General features: G+C 63.3%; 17 protein-coding genes, 2 tRNA genes and 1 other RNA gene. 9 read left to right on the top strand and 11 right to left on the bottom strand.

All coding sequences use genetic code 11. The features are described from left to right. Positions 1 to 38: 38 nt before the first annotated feature. The gene (gene mptB / locus AC5RTB_RS15090; RefSeq protein ID WP_494061872.1) at positions 39 to 1,553 is read right to left on the bottom strand and encodes a polyprenol phosphomannose-dependent alpha 1,6 mannosyltransferase MptB; all 1,515 of its coding nucleotides are present in this window, start codon (positions 1,551 to 1,553) and stop codon (positions 39 to 41) included. A 176-nt stretch (positions 1,554 to 1,729) separates the two neighbouring features. On the opposite strand from mptB, the gene orn reads away from it, so the two are divergent. The 4 genes from orn to def all read left to right on the top strand — a co-directional run bounded on the left by orn (position 1,730) and on the right by def (position 4,430). Further along, on the top strand, positions 1,730 to 2,338 hold the full coding sequence (gene orn / locus AC5RTB_RS15095) for an oligoribonuclease (protein WP_494061873.1): 609 nt from the start codon (positions 1,730 to 1,732) through the stop codon (positions 2,336 to 2,338). A 147-nt stretch (positions 2,339 to 2,485) separates the two neighbouring features. Further along, a tRNA-His gene (locus tag AC5RTB_RS15100) sits at positions 2,486 to 2,561 on the top strand. Between the two features lie 120 nt (positions 2,562 to 2,681). Beyond that, positions 2,682 to 3,836: an acyl-CoA dehydrogenase family protein gene (locus tag AC5RTB_RS15105; protein WP_494061874.1), complete on the top strand. Its 1,155-nt coding sequence runs from the start codon at positions 2,682 to 2,684 to the stop codon at positions 3,834 to 3,836. A gap of 24 nt (positions 3,837 to 3,860) precedes the next feature. Continuing rightward, positions 3,861 to 4,430 carry a peptide deformylase gene (gene def, locus AC5RTB_RS15110; RefSeq protein ID WP_494061875.1) on the top strand — a complete coding sequence of 190 codons (570 nt, stop codon included), beginning with the start codon at positions 3,861 to 3,863 and terminating at the stop codon, positions 4,428 to 4,430. Here def and AC5RTB_RS15115 read toward each other — a convergent pair. Together AC5RTB_RS15115 and rnpB are read right to left on the bottom strand one after the other, a co-directional pair. Next, positions 4,427 to 5,695 (bottom strand): MFS transporter, encoded by a 1,269-nt coding sequence (locus AC5RTB_RS15115; protein ID WP_494061876.1) that lies wholly within the window; start codon positions 5,693 to 5,695, stop codon positions 4,427 to 4,429. The genes def and AC5RTB_RS15115 overlap by 4 nt on opposite strands. Before the next feature lie 131 nt (positions 5,696 to 5,826). After that, positions 5,827 to 6,210, bottom strand: an RNA gene (gene rnpB / locus AC5RTB_RS15120) — RNase P RNA component class A. Positions 6,211 to 6,305: 95 nt separating this feature from the next. Between rnpB and AC5RTB_RS15125 the strand changes: the two genes are divergently transcribed. Continuing rightward, entirely contained in the window at positions 6,306 to 7,073 is a 768-nt protein-coding gene (locus tag AC5RTB_RS15125; protein ID WP_494061877.1) for a YaaA family protein, read from the top strand. A gap of 24 nt (positions 7,074 to 7,097) precedes the next feature. Here AC5RTB_RS15125 and AC5RTB_RS15130 read toward each other — a convergent pair whose 3' ends face one another. From AC5RTB_RS15130 to AC5RTB_RS15140, 3 genes are all read right to left on the bottom strand, one after another. Next, positions 7,098 to 8,054: a reverse transcriptase-like protein gene (locus AC5RTB_RS15130; RefSeq protein ID WP_494061878.1), complete on the bottom strand. Its 957-nt coding sequence runs from the start codon at positions 8,052 to 8,054 to the stop codon at positions 7,098 to 7,100. Between the two features lie 19 nt (positions 8,055 to 8,073). Continuing rightward, the gene (locus AC5RTB_RS15135) at positions 8,074 to 8,814 is read right to left on the bottom strand and encodes a zinc ribbon domain-containing protein (RefSeq protein ID WP_494061879.1); all 741 of its coding nucleotides are present in this window, start codon (positions 8,812 to 8,814) and stop codon (positions 8,074 to 8,076) included. Positions 8,815 to 8,903: 89 nt separating this feature from the next. Then, entirely contained in the window at positions 8,904 to 9,794 is an 891-nt protein-coding gene (locus tag AC5RTB_RS15140) for a Nif3-like dinuclear metal center hexameric protein (RefSeq protein WP_494061880.1), read from the bottom strand. Between the two features lie 113 nt (positions 9,795 to 9,907). Between AC5RTB_RS15140 and msrA the strand changes: the two genes are divergently transcribed. From msrA to epsC, 3 genes are all read left to right on the top strand, one after another. Continuing rightward, a complete protein-coding gene (msrA, locus tag AC5RTB_RS15145; RefSeq protein WP_494061881.1) occupies positions 9,908 to 10,432 on the top strand; it encodes a peptide-methionine (S)-S-oxide reductase MsrA in 525 nt (174 codons plus the stop codon). A 74-nt stretch (positions 10,433 to 10,506) separates the two neighbouring features. Further along, a complete protein-coding gene (gene cysK / locus AC5RTB_RS15150) occupies positions 10,507 to 11,442 on the top strand; it encodes a cysteine synthase A (protein WP_494061882.1) in 936 nt (311 codons plus the stop codon). 25 nt (positions 11,443 to 11,467) lie between these two features. After that, positions 11,468 to 12,055 (top strand): serine O-acetyltransferase EpsC, encoded by a 588-nt coding sequence (gene epsC / locus AC5RTB_RS15155; RefSeq protein ID WP_494061883.1) that lies wholly within the window; start codon positions 11,468 to 11,470, stop codon positions 12,053 to 12,055. 67 nt (positions 12,056 to 12,122) lie between these two features. Here epsC and gnd read toward each other — a convergent pair whose 3' ends face one another. Beyond that, positions 12,123 to 13,559, bottom strand: a complete 1,437-nt coding sequence (gene gnd, locus AC5RTB_RS15160; RefSeq protein WP_494061884.1) for an NADP-dependent phosphogluconate dehydrogenase — start codon at positions 13,557 to 13,559, stop codon at positions 12,123 to 12,125. A gap of 206 nt (positions 13,560 to 13,765) precedes the next feature. Here gnd and AC5RTB_RS15165 point away from each other — a divergent pair, with 206 nt between their 5' ends. Continuing rightward, positions 13,766 to 15,826, top strand: coding sequence for an acyltransferase family protein (locus tag AC5RTB_RS15165; protein WP_494061885.1), 2,061 nt, complete (start codon positions 13,766 to 13,768; stop codon positions 15,824 to 15,826). 63 nt (positions 15,827 to 15,889) lie between these two features. Here the strand turns inward: AC5RTB_RS15165 and AC5RTB_RS15170 are convergent. The 4 genes from AC5RTB_RS15170 to AC5RTB_RS15185 all read right to left on the bottom strand — a co-directional run bounded on the left by AC5RTB_RS15170 (position 15,890) and on the right by AC5RTB_RS15185 (position 17,901). Continuing rightward, positions 15,890 to 15,965 (bottom strand) — tRNA-Val (locus AC5RTB_RS15170). 77 nt (positions 15,966 to 16,042) lie between these two features. Further along, positions 16,043 to 16,999 (bottom strand): NAD-dependent protein deacetylase, encoded by a 957-nt coding sequence (locus tag AC5RTB_RS15175; protein WP_494061886.1) that lies wholly within the window; start codon positions 16,997 to 16,999, stop codon positions 16,043 to 16,045. Further along, positions 16,996 to 17,481, bottom strand: a complete 486-nt coding sequence (locus tag AC5RTB_RS15180; RefSeq protein ID WP_494061887.1) for a peroxiredoxin — start codon at positions 17,479 to 17,481, stop codon at positions 16,996 to 16,998. The genes AC5RTB_RS15175 and AC5RTB_RS15180 overlap by 4 nt, the downstream gene beginning before the upstream one ends. After that, the gene (locus AC5RTB_RS15185) at positions 17,482 to 17,901 is read right to left on the bottom strand and encodes a DUF3052 domain-containing protein (RefSeq protein WP_494061888.1); all 420 of its coding nucleotides are present in this window, start codon (positions 17,899 to 17,901) and stop codon (positions 17,482 to 17,484) included. It abuts the gene before it with no gap. Positions 17,902 to 18,178 lie beyond the last annotated feature (277 nt).

Genomic DNA, 18,178 nt, shown 5'->3' on the forward strand with positions numbered 1-18,178 from the left:
CCCATCGAGCGCCCTTCGCATGTTCGCGAAACCGCTGTCTATCGGCTAAGAGGGACCTGATCCGGTGTGCGCGGCCCCCGGAAAAGCGTCTTGGTCCGGGGGTCGAGCACCACGAGGTAGGTTGCGAATGCGACTCCGACCACGGCGGCAAGCTGCCGTGCAGTGTGCAGGCTCAACTCGATGTAGGGGAAGATATCCAGCTGATCCGAGATCGCATAGATCATGAAGAAGGACACGGCGAAGTACAGGATCTTGACCTGCCAGTCGTCCCGGATACCGGTCACCGCGAACAGCGGAATCAACCAGACGACGTACCAGGACTGGATCATCGGCGCCAGGAGCACGACGGCGGAAAGGGCCAGCGCCAGCCGGCGCACCAGGTGGGCGTAATCACCTTTGAAGATGAACCATGTGATGAGGACGAGCGATACCAGGGTGCCGGTGGTGTGGACGACGTCTGCCCAGGACCAGCCATCGAATCCGAGCGCGTCACCGGTGATGGCAACAACCATCCCGAGGAAACCGACGGGCGCGTACCATATCCACACGCTTCCGGGAGTGCTGAGCGCACCGACCCAGCCGAACCCGAACCCGTTCATGATCCCAAGGACCCACAGGATGCCAAGCGACAACCCCGCCGTAATTGCCCAGTACAAGATTTTCCGGGGCCAGCTCGCACCGCGACCTGCCCACATCAAGCCGATGAAGGGCAGGAAAATCAAGGTTATGGGCTTGATGCCGATGGAGAGTGTGACGAGGAGGATCGCCACAACGTACCGCCCTCTGGCAGCCACATAGAGCGCGGCCAGCGCGAGACCCACCATGAGGGAGTCGTTATGGATGCTGGCCACGAAGTTGGTGAGGAACAGCGGGTTCGCCACGGTCAGCCACAGCGCCCGGTTGGGGTTGATGTTGTGCAGTTCGGCCAGCCGTGGCACGTAGTACACGCACAATACGACGCCCACGATTGCGAGAAGACGGAAAAGCAGGATCGACAGGTCCGGCTGGCCACCAGTGAGGCGCACGACACCCTCTTCCAGCCAAAGGAAGATGGGACCGTACGGTGTGGGACTCTGCGCCCACAGATCGTCTGCTCCGATCTGCAGGTAGTTGGAAATCTGCGAATAGCCGTCCTTGTAAGGGTTGAGTCCGCCGACCATGACCCGGCCCTGAGCGATGTAGGCGAAAACGTCCCGACTGAACAGTGGCAGTGCAAAGCACATCGGCGCGGCCCACGCCAAGGTGGCCGTCAGGATTGTCCGTCTCGACTCGGGGCCCCATCCCTGCAGGCGCTGGCCGAGTCGCAGCCACGCTCGAACGAGGAGCATCCCACCAAGTGCCAGTAGAAGGACGGAGAGCACAGCGCCAACGGGTTCAAACCGCAACCAGATGATCACCGGCACCTGGCGGAGTTCGCGGGACGCGAGCGAGAGCCAACCCACGCCGAAAGATCCCACGAGCATGAGCATGGACCCGACGAACCCCTGGATGATTGCTATCCGGGGACGCCCGATGTGCGCAGTTGCAACAGAAGCAGGCGCAGGGGCGGTCATTGCAGGGGGATCCGATCGTCGGTCTGACACGGGCGGTGATGGGGATCGAGGTCGCTCGATTTTACCATTTGAGCAGCTGCAAACCGCCGGGTTGCAGGTTGCGGCAGGGCCGGGGGGTTCGGACCTCACGAGCCTGGTCCGGCTCCCGACTGCGAATAACCCGGTACATTTGTCGGGTGCCGATAACAAGTGAACCCATCGTCTGGATCGACTGTGAAATGACGGGTTTGGATCCTGTCGCGGACGCCCTGATCGAGGTGGCGGTCATCGTCACTGACTCCGAACTCAACATCCTGGGCGAGGGTGTCGACGTCGTTATTGCACCGCCGCCAGGCGCGCTCGAATCCATGGGCGATTTCGTTCGCAACATGCACACCGTCTCCGGCCTGCTCGAAGAGCTCCCGCAGGGAGTGACGATGCAGGAGGCGCAGGACCGCGTGCTCGAGTACATCACTGCGCACGTCCCGGAACCACGGCGTGCGCAGCTGGGCGGAAACTCGGTGGGAACCGACAGAGTGTTCCTTGCCCGCGACATGCCCGCCGTGGTGGAGCACCTGCACTACCGGGTGGTGGATGTGTCAACGATCAAGGAGTTGGCTCGGCGCTGGTATCCCCGCGCCTATTTCCAGGCGCCGGAGAAGAGCGGGAACCACCGTGCGCTTGGAGACATCAGGGACTCCATCCGTGAATTGCAGTACTACCGCAGCACCATCTTTGTCCCTGGCCCCGGACCGGATTCGGAGACCAGCAGGGCAGCAGCGCGGGATCTGCTCGCCGGAAGCTGAGCCGCTGCGCGGGCCGCCGAGCCCTGTGTCGGGGGCGGCGGAAAAAGTGCGCAAAAATGTGTGTAGAATTGTCTGCGCTGCCTCGTTCAGCCCCAGTAAGCCCGCTTCCCAGCAGGTGACGCGCGGGCCGGTTACTCGAGGCGCATGGTGGGTATAGCTCAGTTGGCAGAGCGCCTGGTTGTGGTCCAGGAGGTCGCGGGTTCAAACCCCGTTACTCACCCCATTGGCCCGCCGGCAGTAGCCGCAGGCTTCGGTGGCCGCCCTGGATGTTCGGGGCGGCCATTGGTTTTTCTTCGGTCTGTTCCGGCGTGCGGAACGAAGCCTCATCAGAAGGGAAAGCTGCATGAAACGCACTCTGTTCGAGGAAGACCACGAACTCTTCCGCGAAGTAGCGCAGGAGTTCAACTCACGTGAGGTCGCGCCGAACTATGCGCAGTGGGACCGTGAGCACATGATGCCGCGTACCATGTGGAGCGCCGCCGGAGAACAGGGGCTGCTGGGCCTGGCTGTGCCTGAGGAGTTCGGCGGAGCCGGGATGCCGGATTACCGTTTCCGCGTAGTCCTTGATGAAGAGTTCGCCCGCGCCAACCACCTGGCAACCGGGTTGGCTTTCCATCTGCACGACGACCTGGTCCTCCCCCATTTGCTTGCCTACGGATCTGACGAGCTGAAGCAGAACTGGTTGCCCGGCATGGTCACCGGTGAGAAAGTCACGTCAGTGGCATGGACCGAGCCCGGTGCCGGGAGCGATCTGCGCGGCGTGCGCACCAAGGCGGTACGAGACGGCGACGGTTGGCTGATCAGCGGACAAAAAACGTTCATCGGTAACGGCATCAGCGGTGATGCCTCCCTGGTTCTCGCCCGCACTGACGGCTCCACCGGGCGGGGTGGCGGCGAATCCTTCTCCATGTTCATGGTGGAAAAGGGCCAGGGTTACGAAACCGGCAAGCAGCTCGACAAAATGGGGCTGAAGGCTTCCGACACGGCTGAGCTTTTCTTCGACAACGTGCGGGTACCTGAGGCCAACCTCGTGGGCGAGGTAGGGCAGGGACTGCGGTACGTCACCGAGCAGCTGCCGCAGGGACGTCTGGCCATCGCCGTCGCATCCTCGGCTGTCGGGCGAACAATGTATGAGGCAACCGTTCGGTACACCAGGGAGCGCAACGCCTTCGGCGAGCGTGTCATCGACTTCCAGAACACCCGATTCGAACTCGCGGACATCCTGACCGAGGTTGAGGTCATGGAGACCTACGTCGACCGGGCCGTCCTGGCCTTCAATGAGGGAGCGCTCGACGCCGTCAGTGCCGCCAGGGTCAAATTGTGGGCCAGCGAACGGGTGAAGTCGATCACCGATCGTTGCCTGCAGCTGCACGGAGGCTATGGCTACATTCTGGAATACCCTGTTGCACAGGCGTTCCTGGCCGTCCGCCTCCTGAGCATCTTCGGCGGCACCAGCGAAATCATGCGTGAAACCATCGGCCGCAACATCGACCGCTAAGCCCGGAGCAAGGAAGAGTTCCCCATGCCTGTTCGCCCTATCACCATCGCCGGCGAGCCCGTGCTACACCGGCGGGCCGTCGACGTCGAACTATTCGATGATGGGCTGCGCTCCCTCATTTCGGACATGTACGAGACGATGGACGAGGCCAATGGAGTGGGCCTCGCGGCCCCGCAGATCGGCGTCGGCCTGCGTATCTTCGTGTACGGAATGGCGAACGACGACGACGTGCCGCCCCGTGGGGTTCTGGTGAACCCCACCCTGGTCACCTCGAAGGTCTCGGGAGCTGAGCCGGATGAAGAAGAATCAGAAGGGTGCCTCTCCTTTCCCGGTGAGGCATTTCCGCTCAAGCGCGCGGAGTGGGTCAAGGTGAACGGTTATGACGGCGATGGCACCCCGGTCGAATTCGAGGCGACCGGATGGTTCGCCCGCTGCATGCAGCACGAGTTCGACCACCTGAACGGCACGCTGTACGTGGATCGCCTCAATCCCCGGTACGCCCGCAAGGCAAAGAAGGCCGTCAAGGTGAACGGCTGGGGTCAGCCGGGACTGACCTGGATGCCGGGTGTGGATCCGGATCCATTCGGCCACTAAGCAGCCGGCATCGGCTCGCGGTCAAGGTCTTCCAAGCGCTGAACCGACCGCAATGGTCCGAGAAGCGCAATGAGCGGTGCTGTGGCCGCCAGCAGGACACCTACCCGGACCGCAGGGGTGATGCCCAGCGTCTCGGCGAGAATCCCGCCAAGGATGCTGGCTATGCCCAGCATCCCCCAGCTGACCATCCTTGTCGCCGCTCCCAGTCTGCCCATCATAGCCGGCGGGCAGACACGCTGACGGAAGCTCGTACCGACGACGATGTTCAGCGCAATCGAGACCCCCATGACGAACATCCCGATTAGCCCAAAGATCATCCCCGACCCGGGTGTCATAACGAGCAGCGATGCGTAGCCCAACACTCCGGGAACCATCGACCAACGCCACACCGGGCCGGACCCCAGCCGCTCAGTAAGCCGTTTGGCGCCGAAACCGCCGACTGCCCCACCCACGGACGTTGCAGCCATCAACAGGCCCAGCCAAATCTCCGACTCCCCCAGTACCCGCATCACCAGCAGCACCATCAGTGAAGCGACCATGCTGCCGCCAAGGTTCCACAGCGCCGCGTTGAAGAGGATTGCCCGCAGCGGGGCTGTACTGAAGGTGTAGCGCAGCCCATCCATCATGTCTGCAAAGATGCGTCGCTCCCCCTGAGCTACTGTCCTTTCCTGGATCTGAAGGGAGGATACTGCAGCCAGGGAGGCAAGAGACGCTCCCACCTGCACCAGGAGCGTGTTGGAGGCTCCCAGGGCAACCGTGAGCCACCCGCTGATGCCCCGCCCGGCCGCATCCGCGGAGGCTCCGGATGCCGTAATGATGCCGTTCCCCTCGACCAGTTCATCTCCGGTCAGGGCCTGCTGCACCAGGACCTGGTCTGCCAGGCTGAAGAACACCGACGACAACCCGGCGATGAAGGCCACGATGAATAGCTGGGCTACTGTGAGCATCCCGAACCAATAGGCCACGGGCAGCGTCGCAAGTGCCACTATTCGCACCACAAGCGACCAGACAATAACGGGCTTGCGCGGCCAGCGATCCACCCAGACGCCGATCGGCAGACCAAAGAGCAGCCAGGGCAGGAAGGCCATCCCCGAAAGGGCAGCCACGGCGAAGTCGCTGGCGTCAAGTTCCACCGCCGCAATGATGGGAAGAGCAACGGCGGCGACGGCCGTGCCGAACACTCCAGCCGTGGCGGATAACCACAGGGCCCTGAAGTTCGTGTTGCGACGCACCAGGGACGCGCTGGGTGCAGTCGTCTCGGCCATCCCCTCAGGGTAATGGAGCGTAATGGGTGTTAAGCCCATTTGTGGATGACCGGTCGCGAACGGACCCAGCACCCTTGACTAAACGGCAGAGCCGATGGACCATCTTGCGCCGGTGGCGCAGCCCGGATGGATGGATGGGTTGGCCGATACGCCGGGTTCTGTCCTGCCGCCCGTAAAGAGCAGCAGTGGCGGCCATCCATCTACGGACGCCGTTGCCGACGCCCTCCAGCGGCCTACCCGGACACTCGGGCGGGCAGCCCTCAATCGTGCCCTGTCTGGCCTTGCTCCGGGTGGGGTTTACCTAGCCGCTCCGGTCACCCGGTGCGCTGGTGGTCTCTTACACCGCCGTTTCACCCTTACCCCGTCTGGACGAACCATCGGGGCGGTCTCTTTTCTGTGGCACTTGCCTGCGGGTTACCCCGAGTGGGCGTTACCCACCACCCTGCCCTTCGGAGCCCGGACGTTCCTCGGGAGAAGCCAAGAACGGCTTCCCACGCGGCCGCCTGGCCAACCCATCCACAACAATTCTACGTGTCGGTTGACATGGTGCGCACCGGGACGAGCGCTGGGTCACCGCTTACTGCCCTGACGGGCACAGTAGAGTATTGAGGTGCTTATTCTGCTTCCGCCCTCTGAAGGAAAAACGGCCGCAGGAAAGGGGCGCCGGCTCGATCTCGACTCTCTGGCCTTTCCGGAGCTGACTGATGCCCGTTCCACGGTGCTCGCCGCGCTCTCGAAGGTCAGCGCACACGATGACGCTCACGCCGTCCTCGGGGTGGGAGACTCGCTGGCGGAGGAAGTGCGGCGCAACATCGAGTTGCGCGAAACTCCCGCGGCGCCCGCGCATACCGTTTATTCGGGTGTCCTGTATGACGCTCTCGGGTACCGGAGCATGACCCCCGCCCAGAAACGCAAGGCCGACGCCGCCGTCGTCGTCGTTTCGGCCCTCTGGGGCGCTCTCGGCTTCGCCGATGCCGTACCGGCCTACCGGCTGTCGATGTCCGTCGAGCTTCCCGGCATCGGAAAGCTGACCCCCTTCTGGCGCAAGCACCTGGCGGTCGTTCTGGACGAACGGGCCCGTGACTCGCTCATCGTCGACTGCCGTTCAAGCACGTACGCGACGGTGTGGGCCGGGCCACCCGAGCGGTCGGTCGCCGTCAACGTGTTTCAGGAACGGAATGGACGCCGAACCGTGGTCTCGCACTTCGCGAAACACACGCGCGGCGAGTTGGCCCATCATCTGCTGACCCGCCGGGGGAAGCAGCCTGCCTCTGCCGAACAACTGCTTCGCGCGGCATCGGAGCGGTGGACCTGCGAGCTTGTGCCCGCTACTGCGAAGAAGGCCGCCCAGCTGAATATCGTCCTCTCGGGCAGCTGACGGCCGCCGCCTCCAGCTTGGGTGCTAGGCGTCGGACCGCGCGACGAGCTCGACCTCGAACCCTTCAGCGTTCTCCAGGTACGCCGCGTAATGGTTCTGCCCGCCGGCAAAGGGATGCCTATCGCCGAACAAGAGGGTCCACCCATGGCTGGCCGCCCGACGCGCGAGCAGGTCAACTTCAGCGCGCGTGCCCGCGTTGAAGGCGAGATGGTTGACACCCTGCCGACGGCGTTCGTGCGGTCCGGGCAGGATGTCCGGCCCTGACTCGAGCACGAGGTACAAGCCATTCCCTTCCCAGCTCGCGCCGTCGTTCCAGGTGTCCTTCAATACAAAACCCAGCCGTTCGAACAGCCAGCCCATGCTGTTGCGCGCGGAGTCCAGGTCTTTGACCCAGACCTCAACGTGATGGAGCGTTCCGGTAGGCACACGAGGAGGATCGACGACGGCGGCCTCCACGCTCGTCCGGGCAGCCGGCTTGGCTGCCACGGCCTTTTTTGGCTTCCATTCCACGCCCGCCATGCCGGCGTCCATGGCTTCATTGGACAGCCTGTCGGCGTCCTTGTTGCGTTCGCGGGGAATCCATTCGTACCGTACACGGCGGGGATCCACGATGCGGCGGGCTTGCCCTGCCAGTTTCTGCATGTCCGCATGCTTAATCTTCCAGCGCCCGCTCATTTGCTCGACAACGAGCTTTGAGTCCATCTTGACGAGGATCCGGCAGTGCGGATCGATCTCATTCACGAGTTCCAGGCCGGCGAGAAGTCCGGAATACTCCGCGACGTTGTTGGAGGCGATCCCGACGTAACCGGCCTTCTCCACCAGAATGGCGCCGGTCTCCGGGTCACGAACCAGCGCGCCGTACCCTGCATGTCCCGGGTTCCCGCGGGAGCCGCCGTCGGCTTCGACGATGAGGAGGTCGTGGGTCGGGCGAGCGGCGCCTTCGTCCGCAGCGGAAGGGAACGCGTCGTCGAACAGGGTCACAGCGGAACCGTGCACCCCGTCAGCTTCCCCACTCGGCGGACCGCACGAGGATGCATCCGGAGTCGGGGCAGATCACAACGTCGTCGTCAGCAGCGCGGGAGATGTCAGCAAGGTCGCCGGGACTGAGCTGCAGACCTGAGCCTTCGGACCGGCCGTGGAACAGCCTGGCCGCGCCAACTCCGCGCTTGGCCAGTGTCCTGTCGTAGAGCGCAAGCAGTGCAGGCTCGAAGGAAGCGGCCAGTTCGTTGCGTGTTGCCTGGACCTCCGCTTGCTCGGCTTCAATGCGGGCCAGCTCCTCGTCGCGGGCATTTTCAAGTTCGCGGAGTTCAGCCTGAATGGACTCAGCGCGCTTCCGGGCCTCATCACGTGCTGCGCGCGCCGCTTCGACCCGCTCCATCACCTCAAGTTCGACATCTTCCAGGTCAGAGCGACGGCGGGTAAGCGAGGCGACTTCGCTCTGGAGAGCTGTCAGGTCTTTCGATGATCCGGTTCCGCTGTTCAGCCGCTGCTCGTCCCTTTCGAGCCTGGTGACAACGGCCTGGACGTCATCCTCCGCCCTTGTGAGGTCCCGCTCGGCGTCGCTGAGATTTGTGGCCGCCGTGACGTGTTCGGATTCTGCGGTTGCCACCTGGGTTGCGAGGGCCGCCAGTTCCGGGTTGGCTCTGACGGTAGCCGCCTGCCGCTGCAACTGGTTGAGCTTCGAATCATGAGCCTGCAGATCAAGAAGCCGCAGCTGTTCCGCCTGAGGTGCTTTTGCCACCGATAGTCCTCCGCCGTCGCCATATTCCGTTCTCACTACCTTATGGCACACAGGCGGGGACCCGACACGCTGGACAGGACGGTGGAGAGCTAGTTCCCGCCCGGGGTGAGCACGAAGTCCCAGGGATCGGAATTGACCGTACTGACCCGCACATCAATGGTGAAGCCCTGATCGGACAGGACGTTGGACAATGCGTTGGCGGCGGGGGTCAGCCACAGCCATTCGCTGCCGAAGTGCGAGACATCAATGAGGTAGGGGCGGCCGTTCACGGCCGCTTCCCGCGCTTCAAGGGCAGGGTGATGCCGAAGGTCGGCGGTGACATAGACGTCGGCCCGGCTCGCTCGCACCCGGTCAAAGAGGTTGTCCCCTGCTCCGCCGCATACTGCCACACGCCGGACAAGACCGTGGCGGTCGCCCGCGACGCGCATTCCACCGGCCACCGCTGGTAGCAGGCTGAAGACAAGTTCGGCGAAGTCCCCCAGCGAGGTCACATCAGCCAGGTCCCCCACACGGCCGATCCCCTCCTCGGGCAGCCCCTCCACCGATCCGGCCAGTGGCTGGACGTTGGATAAGCCGAGTGCGTCGGCGAGCACATCGGAAACGCCTCCGACGGCGCTGTCTCCGTTGGTATGCACGGTAACCAGTGCGCAGCCCGCCTCGATAAGCCGGTGCACCGCGGCACCTTTGGCATGGGTGGCCGCCACCGAGTTGACGGGTTTCAGCATGAGCGGATGGTGGGCGACAATCAGATCCGCGCCCCGTCCCACGGCATCGTCAATGACGGCCTCCGACGGGTCTACGGCGAAGACGATGGTGGAGACTTCCCGATCCGGACGGCCCACAACGAGCCCAACCGCATCCCAGTCCTCCGCAAGCGATTCGGGCCACAGCTCCTCGACCGCGAGCAGCACGTCCCCGACAGTGGGCCTCGATACACTCGCCTCGTCAGTATCTGAGGTGTGTTCTTCGTCAGCTTCCATAGCCCTAGTTCTACCAGCCTTCCATGGTGTTTCCGGGTTCAACGGCGTCCTTTCGCGATGCCCTGTATCGGCGCTCGGGAATCATCACGTCCGTTGAAGCATTGTTAAGAGGCATGATGACTTTCGTGCTGGGTGGGGGCTGCTTTTGGTGCCTCGATGCCGTCTACCAAAAGACCCGAGGCGTTACCGATGTGGTCTCCGGTTATACCGGTGGACACGACCAGGACCCGGACTACGAGTCAGTGTGCGCGGGAATCACCGGGCACGCCGAAGTTGTGGCCGTCACCTTCGACGAGACGGTTGTTCCCATTGAAGTGATCCTGGGGATCTTCTTCGCCTCGCATGATCCCACCACACTCAACCGCCAGGGTTACGACGTCGGGACCCAGTACCGCTCGTCGATGTTCTACCAGGACGTCGAGCAGAAGGAACTGTTCGAGCGCGCCATCGAGCGGCATCAGGGAGACTGGGCGAACCCGATCGTGACCGAGGTTGTGCGCCTTCCGAAGTTCTACGTAGCGGAGGAATACCACCAGAACTTCTATGCCAAGCACCCCGAGCAGGGGTACTGCCAGGTGATTATCAATCCGAAGCTTGCCAAGGCGCGGAAATATTACGCTGAATGGCTCACCGCATAGTTCTGCATGTAGTCGCTGACTAGGCTGGGCACAGTTTTGCTGCAATCCGTACGTAACCCCCAGACAGGAATCCCATGGCACCGATTTACGACGACGTCACCCAGTTGGTAGGCCGCACTCCCCTGGTGCGCCTGAACCGCCTGACCGAGGGACTGGATGCGGAGGTCGCAGTCAAACTCGAGTTCTACAACCCGGCCAACAGCGTCAAGGACCGTATCGGCGTAGCGATCATCGATGCAGCTGAGAAGGCCGGCGCACTGAAGCCCGGCGGCACCATTGTCGAGGGGACCTCGGGCAACACCGGTATCGCACTGGCCATGGTGGGCGCTGCCCGTGGCTACAAGGTTGTCCTCACGATGCCCGAAACCATGTCCACTGAACGCCGGGTCATGCTGCGGGCCTACGGTGCGGAGATCGTTCTGACCCCCGGCTCGGAGGGCATGCGCGGCGCCGTTGACCGTGCCAAGGAAATCGTTGCCTCCAGCGACAACGCCGTCTGGGCGCGCCAGTTCGCAAACGAGGCGAACCCGGCAATCCACCGAGCAACGACTGCCGAAGAAGTGTGGAATGACACCGACGGCAAGGTGGACATCTTCGTCGCCGGCGTCGGAACCGGCGGCACCGTGACCGGCGTCGGGCAGGTACTCAAGGAACGCAAGCCGGACGTCAAGATCGTCGCCGTGGAGCCGGCAGATTCCGCAATCCTCAACGGTGGAGCCCCGGGCCCACACAAGATCCAGGGGCTGGGGGCGAACTTCGTCCCCGAGATCCTCGATACCTCCATCTATGACGAAGTCATAGATGCGAGCGTGGAGGATTCCGTACGTGTGGCGCGTGCGCTCGGTACGCAGGAAGGCATCCTCGGCGGGATCTCCTCGGGAGCAATCGTCTGGGGCGCGCTGGAACTGGCCAAGCGTCCGGAGAACGCGGGTAAGCTCATCGTGGCCGTTGTCTGTGACTTCGGGGAGCGCTACATTTCCACGGTGCTTTTCGACGACATTCGGGGTTAGTCATTCCTTCAACAGAGAGTGATCTGTGAGCTTCCTAGCAAGACTGCGAGAAGACCTCGAAGCCGCCCGGGTGCATGACCCGGCTGCCCGGGGCGACGTCGAGAACAGCATTGTCTACTCAGGGCTGCACGCGATCTGGGTACACCGTCTGACGCACCGCATGTGGCAGGTTCCGGTGCTCCGGTTCCCGGCGCGTGTCCTTGCCCAGGTGGCACGGTTCGTCACCGGGATTGAGATCCACCCGGGAGCCACCATCGGCCGGCGCTTCTTCATTGACCATGGCATGGGAGTGGTCATCGGCGGCACGGCGGAAATCGGTGACGACGTCATGATGTATCAGGGCGTCACGCTCGGCGGCCGCTCCCTGGAGAAGGTCAAGCGTCATCCGACCATCGGCGACCGCGTCGCGATTGGGGCCGGCGCCAAGGTACTGGGTCCGATCACCATCGGCGCGGGGAGCGCGGTCGGTGCCAACGCCGTCGTCGTTAAGGACACGCCTCCGGACTCGATCGTCACGGGCATCCCCGCGACTTTCCGGCACCGTGACTCGGCGCGGGAGACGTTGCCTGCAGTGGATCCGGCCGAATACATCGACCCTGCCCTCTACATCTGAATTCCATTCGCGAACGCAAAAGCCCCGGCGGATTTCTTCCGCCGGGGCTTTTGCGCGTTTGTGATTCCTAGTGGGTGTCCACTGCTTCGACTTCTGAGCGGTCTTCGCCCCAGAGCGTGTGGAAGGTTCCGTCAGCGTCCACACGGTTGTAGGTGTGGGCTCCGAAGAGATCCCGGAGGCCCTGCGTCAGGGCAGCAGGGAGGCGCTTGCGGCGCAGTCCGTCGTAGTAGGCCAGCGACGAAGAGAACACCGGAACCGGGATACCCAACTGCACGGCAGTCGAAACGACACGACGCCACGCGGGAACCGCCCCGGCTATGGACTCGGCAAACGCCGGGGCCAGAAGCAGGTTGGCAGGCTTTTCGTCTGCCGCGTATGCCTTCATGATGTCGTCGAGCAGCTCGGCGCGGATGATGCAGCCGGCGCGCCAGAGAGAAGCGATCTCGTCGAGCTTGAGGTCCCAGCCGTACTCCTTGGCTGCCGCGGTGAGCATATCGATCCCCTGCGCGTAACTGACCAGCTTCGATGCGTACAGGGCCAGACGGACGTCCTCCACGAAGCCCTCGGGCAGCTCAACGGCGCCCTCGTGACCCTCGAGGATGCCCTGCGCGAGCTCTCGCTGGTCCCGCTGGGAAGAAAGTCCGCGCGCGAATACCGATTCGGCAATTCCGGAGGTCGGGCTGCCGAGCTCGAGAGCCGAAACGACGGTCCAGCGGCCGGTACCCTTCTGGCCGGCTGAATCGACGACGACGTCGACGAACGGCTTCCCCGTGCGGGTGTCAGTGTGGCCGAGCACTTCAGCGGTGATTTCGATCAGGAAGGACGAGAGGGTCCCGCTGTTCCAGTCCGTGAAGATCTTGGCCTGCTCTTCGGGCTCGATTCCCGCAGCCGTGCGAAGGACATCATAAGCTTCGCCGATGACCTGCATGTCGGCGTACTCGATGCCGTTGTGCACCATCTTGACGAAGTGTCCGGCACCGTCGGTGCCGACCCAGCGGCAGCACGGCTCACCGTTGTACTTCGCGGAGATTTTCTCGAGCATCGGACCCAGTGAGTCGTAGGATTCCCGTGAACCGCCCGGCATGATGGACGGGCCAAGAAGTGCTCCCTCCTCACCACCAGACACGCCGACGCCGACGAAGTGGAGGCTCTTCTCGGCCAGTGCCGCTTCCCGACGACGGGTATCTTCGTAGTGCGAGTTGCCTGCGTCGATGACGATGTCGCCCGGCTCCAGCAGCGGCTCGAGCTGTTCGATCACAGAGTCAACGGGTGTACCCGCCTTGACCATGATCAGGACCCGGCGGGGCTTTTCCAGCGAGTCAACGAGCTCTTGGAGCGACTCCGTCCGAATGAACTCGCCCTCGTCGCCGTGCTTCTCAAGCAGGGCGTCGGTCTTCTCAACCGACCTGTTGTGAAGGGCCACCGTGTAACCGTTCCGAGCGAGGTTCCGGGCCAGGTTCGCTCCCATGACGGCGAGGCCGGTCACGCCGATTTGTGCACTCATCAAGTCTCCATCTGCAGGTTTGCCCCGTGGTCAGGGGCACATCACTTAGCGACGCCCCTGTGCGCCTTGGCCCTCCCACCCTATTACCGGCGTCACGTTTGAAGCCAGACGGCCCTCCAGCTGCGAGGTAATCCGTCGCAACAATTCGTCCGCAAGATCAGCGACCAAGATGCACCGACCGTTATCGAATTGATATGTTCAATGGAATGTCCCACCCACCAGAACATTCAGCAACGGTTCGACCGGCCAGAAGCTCAGCCAACCTTCGACCGGATATCCAGGGTCTTCGAGCAGTGGCCGTACTTGCGGTGGTCCTGTACCACGCCGGGATTTCCGCGCTCCCGGGCGGCTACTCCGGCGTCGATGTTTTCTTTGTCATCTCCGGATTCCTGATCACCAGCCATCTGCTGTCGATGTTGCAAGCCGACGGCACCATCCGCTTTGCACAGTTCTACTCGCGTCGCATACGGAGGATCCTTCCGGCGGCCCTGGTGGTATTGGTGCTGACTGCAGTGGCATCGGTCTTGTTCGTTCCCCGCGTAGACGTGCCCGGCACGATGAACGACGCCGCCGCGACGGCGCTGTACGTCCCGAACCTGCTTTTCGCCGTCGAGGGGACGGATTACCTGGCGGAGACTTCTCCCTCTCCGTTCCAGCATTACTGGTCCCTCGGCATCGAAGAACAGTTCTACCTCCTCTGGCCGCTGCTGCTGCTGGGCGCGTTCCTGCTTGTACGCGGTGGCGGGAAACGCTTTGGCGCCATCCTGGCCGGCTTGGTTGCAGCGTCGTTCATCTGCAACCTGATGCTGCTCGGGCCCTACCCTGCGTGGGCATTCTTCTCGCTCCCTGCCAGGGCCTGGGAACTTGGCGTCGGTGCCCTCGCGGCATGGGCACTGAGCGGTGCCACGCGGGCGTTACCTGGGTGGGTTAGACGGTTTCTGGTGTGGTGCGGCCTCGTTGGAATCGTCGCAAGCTTCGTGCTGCTAACCTCTGCAACCGCCTTTCCAGGCTCAGCTGCGCTGCTTCCCGTTCTCTCAACGGCCGCCGTCATAGTGGGAGGAGTGAACGGGCCGCGTCCGCGAGTGCTCACCAACCCGGTGATGCAGGCGCTCGGCCGCTGGTCCTATTCCACCTACCTCGTGCACTGGCCTCTGCTGACCATCCCGCAACTCGCCGTCGGAGTTGAGAATGAGTTGCCGCTTGCCCTCACCCTGGCACTCGGTGCGCTGAGTGTGCCGCTGGCAATATTGCTTCACCGTTTCGTGGAGGAGCCTTTCCGTTACCCCAGGAAGCTTCCGTCCGCCGGCTCATCAGCACCCAGGACCCTGCTCATGCGCGGGGCGCCGGCGACTGTAGTTGCCACTGCGGGCGCGGTTGTGATGGCGGGAGCGGCTTACGGCGTGGGCGCCCACATCGACCGTGTGCCCCTCACGGCCCGGGATTCGGCGCAGCGTGAAGCGGGCACACCGTACCCATCAGGGACAACCTTCGTGCCGTCCAACATGACTCCGCTGCTTGAAGAGGCTTCGACCAGCGCACCTCCCACGAACGGGGACGGCTGCCATGCGCAGGCCGAACAAAAACACCTCCAGACACAGTGTGTCTATGGCGACACCCGCGCTTCAGAAGACATCGTGCTCTTCGGGGACTCTCATGCGGAACAGTGGTTCGCCGGTGTGGAACACCTTGCACAGCGCACGTCCGCGCGACTGCACACCTTCACCAAGTCGTCGTGTCCGTCTGTCTCCATCTCCGTCGAGCTCAGCGGGAAGCCGTACACGGCGTGCGACCAGTGGCGGGAGAGCGCTCTGCAGGAAATTCGGGCGATGAAGCCGCGGCTCGTTGTACTGAGCAACTACGGACAGGTGACGCCTGTCAACTCCTCAAAGGATTTGCGCACCCAGTGGAAGCAGGGTCTGACGGACACCATCAAGGCAATGCCTGCTGAGACGAAGGTTGTGGTTCTCGCCGACACGCCGTTCCACGATGCTGCCCCGGCATCCTGCCTGTCACGGAACATCGACCGCGCCTCAACCTGCGATGCGGAACGAGAGGAAGCTATTGATCCGGTTCGGGCGGCAGCGGAACGGAAAGTGGCCGTTGAGACCGGAGCCACATTCGTGGACATGAACAGATACCTGTGCGCTGAAGATTGTCCGGCGATCATCGGTGACATCCTCGCCTACCGGGACTCACACCATCTGTCGGCGCCCATGGCGGAAGCACTCGCGCCGCGACTCGTGGAGGAACTGCGTCGGGCTTCGTGACAACGGATATACGCAAGAACCCCGCTCTTCCGGCCCGTTATGGGCGGGAACAGCGGGGTTTAGTGGTGGGTCCTACCGGGATCGAACCGATGACATCCACGGTGTAAACGTGGCGCTCTACCAGCTGAGCTAAAGACCCTTGACGCAACAGGAGAGGAGTTACCTCCCTTTTGCCACGATCAATTACTGTACCGGATCGGGGTGCCCCAAGGCCAATCAGCCCATCGAGGTTTCGGCGTCGTTCGCTCCAAGGCTGGGCAGCGCCTCCGCGAGGTAGGCCAGGGCTTCCGAGACGCCCAGTTCCAGCTTCAGTGACGCGAACTCGTCGCCGCGCGTCGTCCCCCTGTTGATGATGACGACAGGCTTGTCGTGCTTCGCTGCGTGCCGAACGAAGCGAAGCCCGCTCATCACTGTCAGCGACGATCCGGCAACCAACAGGGCACCGGCGTCGTCCACCATCGAATAGGCACGCTCCACCCGATCCTTGGGCACGTTTTCTCCGAAGTAGACAAAGTCCGGTTTCAACATCCCGCCGCATACCGGGCAAGGCGCAATGGTGAAGTCTGAGGTGTCGTCAACATCGGCGTCTGCATCCGGCGCCACATCGCCCGCGTCACCCGCGCGCTCGAGGTAACCGGGGTTCAGCCGTTCGAGCAGGCCCGCAATGTCCTGGCGGCTGAACGAGCTGGGGCAACTGAGGCACACTACGCGGTCGTAGGTTCCGTGCAGATCCACCACGTTGATGCTGCCGGCCATTGAATGCAGCCTGTCCACGTTCTGGGTAATCAGCCCGGTAAGGAGACCGCGCTGCTCCATCTGAGCCAGCGCCCGGTGTCCGTCGTTGGGGTCCGCGCGCCGCAGGTGGTGCCAGCCCACATGATTCCGGGCCCAGTAGCGCCGTCGCAGGGCCTCATCACCTGTGAACTGCTGGTAGGTCATCGGGTTCCGGGGAACAGAGTCCGCTCCGCGATAGTCCGGGATACCCGAGTCGGTGCTCAGCCCAGCCCCGGTCAGGGCCGCCAGGCGCTTACCGGCGAGAAGGCCGACGGCGGAACGAAGGTAGCTGATCTGTTCCTCCGACAGGGTGCCGACCGCAGCTGCTTCAGCCCTGGCGAATCCAGTCGTTCCGAATCCAGGAAGTGACGAGGCATGCGGCAGCGGCGAGGACGTCATTGCGAAGGTGCAACTGTCTGTTCAGGGAGCTCACGCAGTGCTGCCCGGTAATCCTCGAACGACCTCCGCTGCCCCAACGGGGCATCGATACGGGACCTCAGGATGCCAGTGGAATCGATGAAGAAGGTCGCCCGCCGCGCATAGCCGTCGGACGTGTCCAGAACGCCGTACCGTCCGGCGACCTCCCCATGCGGCCAGAAATCGGCCAGGAGGTCGAAGGCGTATCCCCGCTCCTCCGCGTACGTGCGGAGGGCGTATTTGTGGTCGACGGAAACTGCCAGGACCTTCACGTGCCGCCGGCGGAACTCGTCAAGGTTCTCCTGCAGTTCGTCCAGTTCATCGGTGCAGACCCGCGAGAACGCGAACGGATAAAACACCAATACGACGGCGGTGCGCAACGCGCCCAGGCCGACGGGTTCCCCGTGCTGGTTGCAAAGCTCGAACCCGGGAGCGGGCTCGCCGAGCGCAGGCAGTACAGTCATTTACTGCTTGCGGCGGGCCACTAGGCGCGTTGCAGCCCAGTCCTGGGAGACTCCGGCTGAGGATGTGGCGTGAAGACCGGCAGTCGGCGCTGCCTCCTGGATCTCCGATGGAGGCACGTAACCGTCCCTCCCCGACTTGGGTGTGAGCAGCCAGACGACGCCGCCGTCATCCAGACATGTCAGGGAGTCGACCAGCGCATCCACAAGGTCGCCGTCGTCGGACCGCCACCATAGGACGACGCCGTCCACCACATCCTGGTCGTCCTCCGTGAGGAGCTCGGAGCCGATCTCGTCTTCCAGGTCGCCACGGAAGTCGAAATCCACATCCTCGTCGTACCCAAGTTCCTGAACAAGGTCGCCGTCCTTGAAACCCAGTTTGCCCGCCACGCTTCCTGCTGTGGCGGCTTCGGCCTCGCTCACTTTATTCCTCCCGAAAGGCTGCGTTGATCCCGGTGATATCTCTGACCCCGGACCCACAGTACGTTGATATGCATTATTACCAGCCAACACCCTTAAGCGCTACGCTTCAACCCGCGCTCACAACAGCCCGCCACGACGGCGCCCGACAGGCCCTTCCCAGCCCAGCACTACGGCGGGGGCCCACCCAATCCGGGCACGAGGCCCGCCATGCCGGCGTAACCTGGCCCAGCTGCCAATCTTTCAGCTACGCATCAAACACCCCACAGGGCTAGAGTGT

Source organism: Arthrobacter sp. M71 S08, assembly GCF_059089725.1.